This is a genomic window from Arthrobacter sp. B1805 (assembly GCF_002929745.1).
In the GTDB taxonomy this organism is placed as follows: Bacteria; Actinomycetota; Actinomycetes; order Actinomycetales; family Micrococcaceae; genus Arthrobacter_D.
Genome location: NZ_PJIQ01000010.1, coordinates 69780 through 81780, shown reverse-complemented (window position 1 = coordinate 81780; position 12001 = coordinate 69780). Strand labels below are relative to the sequence as shown.

The 12001-nt window shown below is 56.3% G+C and carries 11 protein-coding genes; 3 read left to right on the top strand and 8 right to left on the bottom strand.

Annotation, left to right across the window (positions count from 1 at the left end; translation table 11 throughout):
* Positions 1-483: 483 nt before the first annotated feature.
* Positions 484-1278, bottom strand: a complete 795-nt coding sequence (locus CXQ96_RS12335; protein ID WP_258059099.1) for an IclR family transcriptional regulator — start codon at positions 1276-1278, stop codon at positions 484-486.
* A 189-nt stretch (positions 1279-1467) separates the two neighbouring features.
* Between CXQ96_RS12335 and CXQ96_RS12330 the strand changes: the two genes are divergently transcribed.
* Entirely contained in the window at positions 1468-1959 is a 492-nt protein-coding gene (locus CXQ96_RS12330; RefSeq protein WP_104118328.1) for a MarR family winged helix-turn-helix transcriptional regulator, read from the top strand.
* 985 nt (positions 1960-2944) lie between these two features.
* Here the strand turns inward: CXQ96_RS12330 and CXQ96_RS12325 are convergent.
* From CXQ96_RS12325 to CXQ96_RS12315, 3 genes are all read right to left on the bottom strand, one after another.
* Entirely contained in the window at positions 2945-4462 is a 1518-nt protein-coding gene (locus CXQ96_RS12325; protein WP_181036452.1) for a cation acetate symporter, read from the bottom strand.
* Between the two features lie 2 nt (positions 4463-4464).
* Positions 4465-4797, bottom strand: a complete 333-nt coding sequence (locus CXQ96_RS12320) for a DUF485 domain-containing protein (RefSeq protein ID WP_104118326.1) — start codon at positions 4795-4797, stop codon at positions 4465-4467.
* A gap of 216 nt (positions 4798-5013) precedes the next feature.
* Positions 5014-6648, bottom strand: a complete 1635-nt coding sequence (locus CXQ96_RS12315; protein WP_104118325.1) for an FAD-dependent oxidoreductase — start codon at positions 6646-6648, stop codon at positions 5014-5016.
* Positions 6649-6683: 35 nt separating this feature from the next.
* Here CXQ96_RS12315 and CXQ96_RS19075 point away from each other — a divergent pair, with 35 nt between their 5' ends.
* Entirely contained in the window at positions 6684-7466 is a 783-nt protein-coding gene (locus tag CXQ96_RS19075) for a hypothetical protein (protein ID WP_368783641.1), read from the top strand.
* Between the two features lie 58 nt (positions 7467-7524).
* A protein-coding gene (locus CXQ96_RS12310) for an IS3 family transposase (RefSeq protein ID WP_104118370.1) occupies positions 7525-8672 on the top strand; the annotation gives its coding sequence in 2 pieces (ribosomal slippage) (positions 7525-7804 and positions 7804-8672; 1149 coding nt in all).
* 307 nt (positions 8673-8979) lie between these two features.
* Here CXQ96_RS12310 and CXQ96_RS12305 read toward each other — a convergent pair.
* From CXQ96_RS12305 to CXQ96_RS12290, 4 genes are read right to left on the bottom strand one after another with little or no spacing between them, the layout of a single operon-like run.
* A complete protein-coding gene (locus tag CXQ96_RS12305; protein WP_258059098.1) occupies positions 8980-9831 on the bottom strand; it encodes an IclR family transcriptional regulator in 852 nt (283 codons plus the stop codon).
* Positions 9828-10574, bottom strand: a complete 747-nt coding sequence (locus CXQ96_RS12300; protein ID WP_104118324.1) for a class II aldolase/adducin family protein — start codon at positions 10572-10574, stop codon at positions 9828-9830. Before CXQ96_RS12300 ends, CXQ96_RS12305 begins: the two co-directional genes overlap by 4 nt.
* The gene (locus CXQ96_RS12295; protein WP_104118323.1) at positions 10574-11806 is read right to left on the bottom strand and encodes an NAD(P)/FAD-dependent oxidoreductase; all 1233 of its coding nucleotides are present in this window, start codon (positions 11804-11806) and stop codon (positions 10574-10576) included. Before CXQ96_RS12295 ends, CXQ96_RS12300 begins: the two co-directional genes overlap by 1 nt.
* Entirely contained in the window at positions 11807-12001 is a 195-nt protein-coding gene (locus CXQ96_RS12290) for a ferredoxin (protein ID WP_104118322.1), read from the bottom strand.

Sequence of the window (12001 nt, the reverse complement as noted above, 5' to 3'; positions counted from 1 at the left end):
CACTGCGGTAGCTGCGCGGCAAAGGCACCATCGACATGGAAAGAGACATCATCGCCGACCGCATTGAGTGCGTCAGAGCCTCGGCGGATCTCGTTGAGGCGTATGCGGAAGATTCTGCGCTTCTTGAGACTTTGGATGTCGGAGCGCCGAGGCCCGGCTGCCCGTTCCTCCGGTGTGATCAACACCGTGTTCATTCGCGCAGGCCAAAACGACTGCATGATCCCCGTCGACGCCGGTTGAAGTGCCAAAGCGGAAGATCCTTCTGCGATGAGTCAGTCCTGTGCCCGGCAGGACTGACTGACGAAACCACTCAGGGTCCCGCGCTGGGCAGGTCCGCCCGCCCGGATCCGTAAAGCTCTGATGGCCAGTCGCTATCCTCTCCGGGAGAGCCGCGGCTGCTGTAAACATCGCTATCGGGTCGGTGCGATTCTTCCCCGGCCCGGCCCACCAAAGCCTGGAAACCCACCACAGCCCTGTTCTTGGCTAACCAATCAAATCTGAAAGACGACGGGCCGCCTCCGAAAGATTTCGAGCCATTGCCTTTACTTCCTTGACCGGTAGCCGGTGCACGGGGACGGACGCATTGAGTGCTAGACGCGCATGCCCGGTATAAGTAGGAACTACTACGGCGACGGACGCGACCCCATCTTCGCTTTCCTCACGGTTCACCGCATACCCATCTTTGCGGATCTTGGCGAGATGCTTTTCCAGTTCGCTGCGGCGGCTAATTGAGTGAGACGTAACCTGGGCAAGAGACTCAGTCGGGTATATATGATGAAGCTCTTCATCGGTTAGTTCGCTTAAAAGCACTTTTCCCGTACTCGTGCAATGGGCAGGTAGGGATTTTCCAATTCTCGACGCAACTCGGACAGCAACAGATGGCTCCGATACAGCGAGGAACCGAGTGAGGTCGCCTTCGAGGCTTCCAAGGTGGACGGTCTCGCCCAGAGATGCACTCAGTTCGTCGAGGATCGGTTGAGCTAGCCTTGGCACATCCATGCGTTGCATAATTGAGAAAGTGATGCTCGTCAGGGAGGGTCCGGGACCATACGTCTTTGTTCTTTTATCCTGACGTACGAAGCCACGCCATTGGAGCATTGCAAGAAGGCGATGTGCCGTAGATGAAGCAACACCTAGGTGACGACTGACGTCAGTCAGTCGTAGCTCGGCGGTATCTCCCAGGAGCAAAAGCAGCTTGAGAGCGTTGTCGACGGACTCAATAGGGTACTGAGGAGCATCTGGGTCCCGCGGGCACGAGTCCGGTGAAATCTTCTGCACAACAGAAATCCTATCAGCTACTGACTGTCCTACCGACACATGAAGTCGGATTCCCAAGGAAAGGGTGGCTTCATCGTGGTGTTTCATGATCTCTCCGCGATTTGTTCTCCACTGAGCCGGGCGTTGAAAGACTCGATGTGCCCGTTCTGCCGGTTTGTAGTGAACCGTGCCTTATAAGATAATGAGGGCTTGAAGACGCAAACTGTGGCGCACAGACTGCCTTTGCTGCTAAATCCGATCAATCGCTTGATGCGGAGAGCTGTGCGGGCGCACCCGCCGCTCCAGCTCCTGCCTTACGCGCAAGCTGAATTGCTACTTACCGTTGAAGCAGAGCCGGGAATTTCTGTTCGGGGCGCGGCAGAATACTTGCAAATCGCACCAAACACCGTATCAACTCTCGTGCGGAAGCTAGTCGATTCGGGCCGTATTGAGCGGCGGGAAAGAGATGGTGACCGTCGGTCGAGCGCCTTGTATCTCACTCCCCTTGCAGACCAGGAACTGGCAGTCTGGAATGAGCATCGTGCAGCAGTTCTTTCTCAGGCTTTGAATGGAATTTCATTAAGCGATCAACAGAAGATCGAACAAGCGCTACCCTCATTAGTGCGTTTACAAAATGAGCTTGAACGCATCGCATCCATCGGCACTGCCCGGCTTGTTGAGTTGGGTCCTGAGGCCACCTGACGGGGGCCGGTTGGTTGATGAGTGGGAGGTAAAGCTTCCGGTCGCCGACGCTGAACTTGGTCACATCCGTTACCCACTTCGTGTTAAGGGCATCGGCGTTGAACTCCCGGTTCAGCATGTTGCGCGTGACCTTGCCGTGCTCGCCCCCGATAGGAGGGTAACGCTTTTTCCTGCGCACGTTGCAGACCAACTGCAGAGAGCGCATCAGCTTGAGCACGGTTTTCCTCGCGGGGCCGTCCACACGTGCTAGACCAGTTCGGTATGGATCCGGCGGTGCCCGTACCGGCCGTGGTGTTTGGTGAATGATCTCGTGACCGTTTCCTTGATCTCCCGGTGTGGGTCGGCGGCCTGGACGTTGGTAGAAAAAGGTGGACCGGGCCAGTCCTGCGACCTGCAGCAGAACCGGCAACGGAAAATCGGTCTTGAGGGCGATGACGGGCCTTGGGCCTTCACCGCCGGTCCCGCGCCCTCAAGGCCCGCCATTTTCCCAGATACGGGACTTCCGCGGACCACCGGGTTTCAGTGGCTTGCCTTTAGGCGTAATGCGTCCGTGTCCTCGCGGCGATACTTGCGTGCCCCATCTTCAACAATTGAGGCGAGGAAAGGCCGGCCTCTGGTGGGAGCTCCTCAGCGGACTCGCCATCGAGGAGCCGTTCAACCAACGCGAGCTTAAATTCGAACGAGTACACCTGTTTAGCCGGCTTTGGCTCCAGCGCTCCTCGACCATGAATCCTTCCATCGCTGATAGAGGTGACTGACCGATCTCTGGGACACGCCCAGCAACCTGGCAGCCGCCCCATCCGCGACGCCCTTCTCGAACCACGCTACCGCAGCCTCACGCTGGGTCTTGGATAACGAACTACTTGCATGCATAAAAACTGCTCCCCGGGAATCGGAACTGAATTTCTCAGTCCAACTTCCGGGGAGCAGTTCAAACCTTCACCCCTCCCCTTTTGGAGAATCAGGCCTCGCCTAGTCCTGCGGCTTAGGGGTCGGCCGGAGTTATTTTCCTTCCGATCGTACTCAACACAGTCAATTCATCGAAGGAATAGCCCGGTGTCGGTCGACCGCGCGATAACACACTTATGAGCCAACAGGCAAAGAAACCCAGTGGGATCGTTATGATCCCCGGATTAGACAGCGGAACCAGTGCAGACTGACCCATAAAGTTTGGTCCTAGCAACACAGCTGAAATGGTCACTACCAAACTCGCAAGAGTTCCGAAGGTTGCGCCGATCTCCGTGAAGTTTCGCCAGTAAATGGTGTAAAGGAGCACAGGAAGGTTAACACTTGCAGCCAAGCACAGGCCAAGCGTTATCAAAAAGCCCAAATTCATGCGTTGGGCGCCTAGGGACAGAATCAGTGCAGTTACCGAGATGACTAGTGCGGATAGGCGAGCAGCTCGAAATTGACCCTTTTCAGAAACTTGCCCACGCTTCAGTACGTTCGCATACAGGTCACTGGCGAAAGCGCCGGAGCACGCTATAACTAAACCAGAGAGAGTCGCGATAATGACAACGAACGCTGTCGCAGCGATGAACCCCAAAGCCCAGTCTCCCCCAACAAGCGCCGCTAGCTGCGGAGCAGCAAGATTTCCACCGGCATTGGCGCTAATTATGGCATCCTGGCCAACTAGAACTGCAGCGGAATGTCCAATAAAAGGCAATGTCAAGCCAAAGAGGCCAATAAAGAGGCCAGCACTCAAGGCTGATACGCGCGCCGCTGAACGATCTCGTACGGTTAGAAAGCGAATAAGCATATGTGGTAGGCCAGCTATGCCCAGTGCTGTGGCTACGCACATCGACACTAGGTCAAGGCCTGCCAGAGCTTTCGGAGCCACAGACGATGTCACTGTCTCGAAACCGACGGCGTCTGTCACCTCACTGAAAAAGGAAAACGGGTTAGCGCCGAGCGCAAGAAGACCCAGTGCCGCGAGTCCGAAAGCACCTATTAGAAGGAGCACACCCTGGAAGATTTGGATCCATGTAGTAGCCAACATCCCGCCAAACACCACATACACTGTCATTAGGACGCCTATAATTAGCACCGCGTATACGTAGTCGATCCCGAAAAGCATTTGAATAAGCACGCCAGCGCCCACGAACTGTGCCACCATATAAAAAATGCTGATGACGAGTGTGTTACTGGCGGCGACCGACCGCAAACGGCGGGTATCAAATCGACTAGTGATAACATCAGCAATTGTAAATCGACCAAGGTTCCGTAACGGTTCAGCTAATGCGACAAGGAGAATCACGAAGGCAACTGGAACACCCAGCATGATGTAATATCCGTTGAATCCACTCAGCGCAATCGCGCCGGATATTCCTAAGAATGCGGCTGCGGAGACAAAATCTCCGGTGATTGCCAGGCCGTTTTGCCATCCGCCGATGTTGCCACCTGCTACGTAATGATCTGCGGTCGAAGTAATCCGTCGTGATGCGAAGTATGTTAACAAGAGTGTGATCGCGATAGTAATCGCGAACAGTATTACTGCCGTCATGTTCATTTTACTGCACCGCCTGATTGAAATCTATCAGTCATGTTTAGGTCGTGAGAACCAACAATCTGATCCACTGAAGCATCTGTCCGTCTAGAAATAAACATATAAATGAGGGATAAAGCCCAGCCGATCGGAAAAAGGGACGCTGCATAGACGTAGGCCCAGGAGATGTCACCGAAGGCTCGAACTTCCAGGACCGATGTGGAAGAAGCCAATACCGGGAGTGCGGTAAAGAATGCGAGGAAGGTGACAGAGGTAATGGCGGCAAACCGGCGCTTTCGCCTTGCGAGTCCCCCGATCGCCTCTGCAAGACTGGAATGAGTATTACTTACCATAATTGATCCTACTCTGCGTCGTCATTGACGAGCCTGCGTTTAGTTTTTGCTAATGTTTGTGCGTAAATCGACTTCGTTACGAATAGTAAGCTGTGTGCAGGTACGGGCTCATTTTCGGAATACAAGTGATGCGAATGCATGAGATGCGTTCGTCGATTAACAGTGGCTCTTTTACGGCCGCTCAAAGCATAGGATAAAGGCTTGCTCAGCTGATTCTTACTCGACGACGCCTTGCACGATATGATCAATTGCCTGTTTACTGAAAGTTATGGCGCGAGCCAACGAATATCCCGCCTGGTATCCTGCGCCGTAGTCTGTAAACGCTGAGCAGTTACCAACCGCATAAAGTCCTGGGATTCGATTTTTTCGTGCCGTCAAAACTTCGGCATGTGGGCTTGTCATGAGTCCAGCGGATGATAGGCCGCTCGGCTTCAGTTCGATTCCGTAGAACGGGCCCTCCCCCACAGCCCCCAGGTTCGGATTGAGGCTCGTAAGATCTCCGGTATAGTATTGAGCCCACGGGTTCTCGCCTCGTTGGAAGTCCTCATCGACGCTGTTCGCAGCAAACTGGTTCAGTCGGTTGACCGTCTCAACGAGGTTCTTGCCGTTGATTTGAAGTTTTTCAGCCAGTCCCTCCAATGATTCTGCACTCGTAACCCAATCCGGTATTTGGCCAACTTCAAACCCCCCGAATGAGTACTTCATCGTGAAGTTACTGTCAAAGATTAGATAGCAGGGTGAATTTTTGTACTTGTGTTCCCATACGTCGAAATCACGCAGAGCGTCCAGCATACTTTGAAAGTAAGACTCATCGGCAAACCTCATGCCGTTCTGGTTGACCACGAGTGTATGGGGCTTCGAAAGCTCCTGGATTCCCGCCAGCCGGAGAAATCCTTTTCCGCCGATTTCAGACGGCGGCATCGGAAATCCCAAGAATAAAGCCATGTGTCGGCGAATCACATGTGTTCCCGCGCCGATGTCATTCGCCATAAGAAGTGGATCCCCCGTGAGAGTGTCCGGGAACATGCTTTCCCAGCCGGTCACGTCCTCAAAGCGGTTAATTAGATCAGCGTTGGCTTCATAGCCGCCTCCGGCGAGGACAACTCCGCGCCGGCCGGCGATTCTATAATCCTTTCCATCGCGTTCTGCTACTACCCCCACCACACGGCTACCCTCGCAGATGAGACTTCTAGCGGGTGTTGATAGGTAGATCGGTGTTCCCCGATCAAGAAGCGCTTTGATGAAGTTTGCCGCCAACCCCGCCCCGAATCCCCGAAGATCCCGCTCGCGTCTCTCTGACATGAGGCGCTGGTCGTAATTCCTGGAGTTCCCTATTCCACCCCAAGCAATTGCCTCTTCGAACCGGACCCCCATGGGAAGTTCTGGCGAGATTAAAACCTTATCTTTCCACTGACCTAGATCGTCGCCAGAGATGAGCGCGGTTTCAATCATTCTCCCTTCGGGTAGTGATCCTGGGGCGTGACCATGGTAGTGGTCTGGAAGCCCTTTCACGAGCTGGAAGGGGATACCTAAATCGCTGAAATACTTCAGGGCAATAGGGGCTTGGTCAATGTAGATATCCTGCTGCTCGGGTACCTCGTACCCCCCGCCAAGGTGTCGCATATAGGCTGCAGTATCCTCGCGCGTATCTGCGATGCCTGCCTCCTCCTGCAGATGGTTCGCGCCAATCCACAGCCCTCCATAGGAGTACGTTGTTCCGCCGCCAGCCTTGTCAGCCTTTTCCAGGACGAGTGCAGATAAGCCTTCTGCGGCGGCGGCCAGTGCGGCTGAACTGCCTGCTATCCCTGAGCCAATGATGACAACGTCATACTCTTCGTCCCAATGATCCATACAAATTTCTCCTAGAAGTGGACTCGAGAGGCCTGATGAAGGAGCCTCCCCCCGGTTGTCACAGTGTGGCACAAGTCACCAACGGCCGCAATGGCGTGTACGTCTGTTGCAGAGTGATAATCTGGTATTTCAGGCCACTGCTCGTTCTGGCTAGCAGAAGATGCACTCTGCGTGGGGGCGAGTCGTGGCGAGCTGCGTGTTCAACGTTTGGAGGTCGCCAGTTGAAGCCGCGAGTAGGTCTCATCTTGCCGAGTGTTCAAATCGTGACCGAGCCCTTATTCAATGCTGCTGCAGGCGAGTACGTAGATTTTGTAGCTACAAGACTGCTCTTGCAGGGCGCTGGGGTGACTCACCTACATTCGATGGATAACCAGATGCCTCGGGCTGTTGAAGAGCTTCAATCAGCGCGAGTGGACCTAATCGTCTCTTGCTGCACAGCTTCCGGCGCGCTCATGGGGCTCCAGGCAGATCGAGCGCTCTGCGCTGAAGTGGAGCGCTCCACGGGAATTCCGGCGATTTCCACTATGCTATCAATCGTCGAATCTTTAAATGAAGTTGAGGCTAGAGCCATAACTTTAGTCACACCATATTTGGAGGAGTTACATTTAGCTGAAGTGGAATATCTTTCGACGAGAGGATTCACCGTCCTTTCGGATGCATCTCAGGCCATTGACGACGGCTTCGCTATATCAAGGGTCAGCCCGCAAGAAGTCGCACAATTTGCAGAGAATGTGTGGCATCATGAGAGTGACGCGCTACTCCTGTCGTGTATGAATTGGCGTGCCGCAGAAGCCGCGCCTAAGCTAGGGGACTGCTGAAGGTTTGGTTGACTCCTGACCTGTGAGGATGAACCTCGCGGGTGGAAGGATGTTCATCATGCCCAAGGCCTTTCCCGAAGAGTTCCGCCGTGACGTGGTCGCGGTTGCCCGCAGGGGCGAAGCGCCCCTGACCACCATCGCCAAGGACTTCGGCGTTTCACCGGCTGCGCTGCACCGCTGGTTGAAGAAAGCCGACGAGGAAGACGACCCCAAAACCAGGGCGGCAAAGGAAGAATCCGCGGAGCTGCGGGAAGCGAAAAAGCGTATCAAGCTTTTGGAACAGGAAGCCGAAGTCATGCGCCGGGCCGTCGCGTATCTGTCGCGGGATGTCAACCCAAAATGATGTTTCCGCTGGTCCTTGACCTTGCCGCTGACGGTGTTCCCGTCACGGTGACCTGCCGGATACTGAACTTCTCCAAACAGGCCTTCTACAAGTGGAAGGCAAACCCTGTCTCGGCCCGGGATTGGGAGGAAGCGCACCTGATCAACGCCGCGATTGACGTGCACGCCGATGACCCCGCGTTCGGGTACCGGTTCATCGCCGATGAACTCAACGCCGGCACTGCACCGGTGGCCAGCGAACGCAGGATCTGGCGGCTCTGTTCGGCGAACGGGATCCTCTCGGTCATCCACCGTAAACGGGTCGGAGGGCGCCAGGCAGGACCGCCGGTCCACGATGACCTGCTCGAGCGGGACTTCAGCGCCGAGGCACCGGATACGAAGTGGGTCACGGACATCACCGAGCACCCCACCGCGGAGGGCAAGCTCTACCTGTGCGCGATCAAGGACCTGTATTCGAACCGGATTGTGGGCTACTCCATCGACGGGCGGATGAAAGCCTCCCTGGCCGTGGCCGCGTTGGCTCATGCCGTCGCGCTCAGGAGCCCGTCCGGGACCGTGGTGCACTCCGACAGGGGTAGCCAGTTCCGGTCCCGTAAGTTCGTCTCCGCACTGCACGCCAGCGGGCTGAAAGGCTCGATGGGCAGGGTCGGCGCGTGCGGCGATAATGCCGCCATGGAATCGTTCTTCGCCCTGTTGCAGAAGAACGTGCTTAACCGGAAACGGTGGGAAACCCGCCAAGAACTACGCCTGGCCATCATCACCTGGATCGAGAGAACCTACCACCGCCGGCGACGGCAGAAAGCCCTCGGTAAACTAACCCCGATCGAGTTTGAGACAATCAACAACATGGCGCTAGCCGCCTAAAAACTATCAACCCCACGAGTCAACCAAAACGTGGGCAGTCCCTAGCGAAACGTCTGCAGACTCCAGTTGTCACATCTCACACGGCGACCCTATGGAACATTGCCCGGACTTTATCGCTAAACGGTATGTTCCCTGGCTTCCAGGAAACATAATTCGGTCCTTCACATATGCGTGGTTGAGGTGTTATTCCGGAGCTCCGGTCCCCTTTTCGGGCCTTTCCGGCACATCCGAGGAATCCCATGGCCGCGACTCTGCCCTTCCGGGAGTTACTGGCCAGCCACCGGGCCGAACATGAGGTTGCGACAGGCTAGAGGAGCAGTTTTTGCAGTTTTTTTGCGGCTGCGCGAACTATGTCGCTGAGTTCGACTCGCAGTCCATCCGACATCCGGTGGGCCGGCACCGAAACGTTAATTCCGTATAGGGTTCCGCTCGGACCTGTGATCGCTGCTGCGACCGAGGTGACGCCATCTTCACTTTCTTCCCTGCTGGTGGCATATCCAGCCTGGCGGATTTCATCAAGTTCGCCTTCCAGAGCATCCCGTGAAGCGATTGAATTCTCCGTCAAACCGGGAAGCTCTTTATTCGTGTAGAGCGCCCGTAGTTGCACCTGTGAGAGCCGGCTCAGCATCGCTTTTCCTGTAGCAGTGCAATTGGCCGGCAAAGTAATGCCTTGACGAGAACCCACCCGCACTGCTCTTGAGCTTTCGATAGCATCAATGAATTGGGCGTTTGGTCCCTCAAGCCAAGCGAAGTGGACGGTCTCTCCTGTCTGCTGAAACAGCTGTTCAAGGACAGGGCGAGCAAGGGTTCTAATGTCCGTTTGGCGCCTTATGGCGAAGGCGATGGAGCTGAGCGCCTGCCCCGGCTCATAGGCGCGAGTAGTCGGATTCTGCCGCACGAAGCCCCGGTAGAGCAACATACCCATGAGCCTATGTGCCGTCGATGATGCGACACCGAGATAATTGCTTGCGTCTGTTAAACGGAGGCTGGGCTGGGTTTCAAACAACAGGAGCAGCCGCAATGCGTTGTCAACGGATTCGATAGGGTACTGCGGTGGCGGAGCGTATTTGGACGGGGTGCCGGTATCTATCGGCTGCATGCCGGACTTCTTCCCCGCCCGGGGCATGAAGTCCGGCATGCCCTTACTGGCCAGCTTCACCTCGCAGCCTTTATCCGAGCGAGTTCGTGTCTCCAGGCCGTCTGAGTGTTGAAGGAGCCACCTAGATCGGGTAGTTCAGCCATGTCTGAGTCTGGAAGGTCTTTCAGTGCTCCTCCTGCTGCCGTCACCTGCAGTGATAGCCGTGCAAGGGTATCTACGCTGATCGCTTGAAGTACTGCTTGTTCTACGGTCTTCGCAGCGCTGGTAAGGCCATGACCGCGGAGCAGCACCACAGGACGATCGCCCATGGCGACGAGCATTTCCGCCGCCAGTTCCCTGTTCCTTACCAATACTCCTCGGGGGTATACGGGTACGCCATCTGATGCGAGGCGTGCGCCGGGGATATCAAATGCTCCGACGATTGGACGTATGCGAAGCCCGGCAAGGTCAGCAGCGACAACTAGCGGGGGGTGCGCGTGGACGACGGCGTTAATACTCGGGCGTCGTCGTAATACTTCGGTGTGAAGGGGCAGTTCATTGGGGACGGTGTATCCCCCTTCGAGCTCACCATCAGCGGCAGGGTTGCCTTCCAGGTCCACCAGACGGATGTCGGCGGCTTCGGTGAATGCCAGCCCTCGCTCCTGAGGACCTCGGCACCGAATCAGCAGCCTGTTTTCTGCCGTACGAAGGCTGATGTGGCCGAGTATTCCGTCTGCCAAGCCCCGGTGGGCTAGTACGCGGCAGGCTAGAGCAATCGCTTCCCTTTCCTCTGGGTGTTCAAGGGGTTGCTGTGCCTGTCCCATCATGATGTCCTTAGGGGCTGCGGGGTGAGCATCGGTTCGAGTTTCTGCCGCAGTTCTTGCACCGTTATTCCCGCGCCCATTCCGCGCCGGCACGCAAGAAGGGCCTTAGGCCAGTTGACGATCGCCGCACCGCTCAAATTGGTACCGTCGACGGTGTATAGCGCGGCAAATCGTCCGTGCACCTCAGGATGCCCGATGATAGCATGCTCAGCTTTTCCACCGACCCGGCCTACTACTTGGATTTTCCAGTCGTGTTGGTCGCTCCAGACGTACTCCACCGGAGTGTAGGCGCGGGGGTTCTCCGGATGGGTGATGTTGTAGGCCACGCACGCGGCCTGCTCGACGGCGTTGGTCCAGTGCTCAATCCGCATATCCTCGCCATATTTTTGGTGCCGCCACCTTGCAACGTCGCCGACGCCGTATATGTGCGCGGCATCCACAGCGCGACAGTATTCGTCAAGTACAAGTCCATTGTCCACGAGCAAACCCGATGAACTGATCCAGGCGTCGTTGGGAACGGCCCCGATACCGACCAGAACTGTGGCGGCCTCCAGATTCTGACCATTGGTGAGCCGCAGCGTGAAGGAACCCTGTTCGCCGTCGATGGCTTCGACTCCAGTACCAAATATTGTGGTCACGCCGTTGCTGCGATGAAGGTCTCCGAACCATTGCCCGACTTCAGCGTTGAAAATGCGGCTCATAGGAATCGGGAGGGGGTCAACGACCGTCACCTCCAGACCAAGCGCCCGGGCCGTCGCGGCGGCTTCTGCACCGATGAAACCTGCGCCGACAACAGCTAACTGTCCGCCCTTAGCGAGGTCGGCGCGCAGGCTGCGGCCATCACCGAGGGTACGGAGAACATGGATACCGGACCGGTGCCCCCATGGGGAGGGGCGGGCAGAAGCGCCTGTGGCTATGACCAGGTTGTCGAAGTGCAGGGCCTCCCGTCCCTGCCGCTGCAGCAAGTTTCCTGCGATGTCTATCCCGATAGCGGGATGGCCAAGCTCCAGCTCAATTCCAGATTCCTCCGCCTGGTCACGGTTCAGCAAGCAGATGGACGCTTCAGTCGCTGTACCGGCCAGAACGGACTTGGACAACGGAGGTTTATCGTACGGCAGTTCCTCTTCTTCACCGACGAGGACGATGCGTCCTTCGTATCCCTCCAGTCGTAAGGATTGTGCCGTCCGTACGCCCCCGATGGAGGACCCAACGATGACCGTTACTGTATCCAATTAGTCCTCCACTATCAGGGCGGAAACGGGGCAGCTGCGGGCCGCCTCAACGACGCGCGCGCGCTCAGCCTCGGGTACTTCAGTTTTGAGCAGGACTACGATCCCGTCATCATCGAGATCAAAGTAGTCGGCTGCCCCGACAACGCAGTTGGCGTAACCTTGGCAGGCTGCTAAGTCTGCTTTTACGACAGGCAT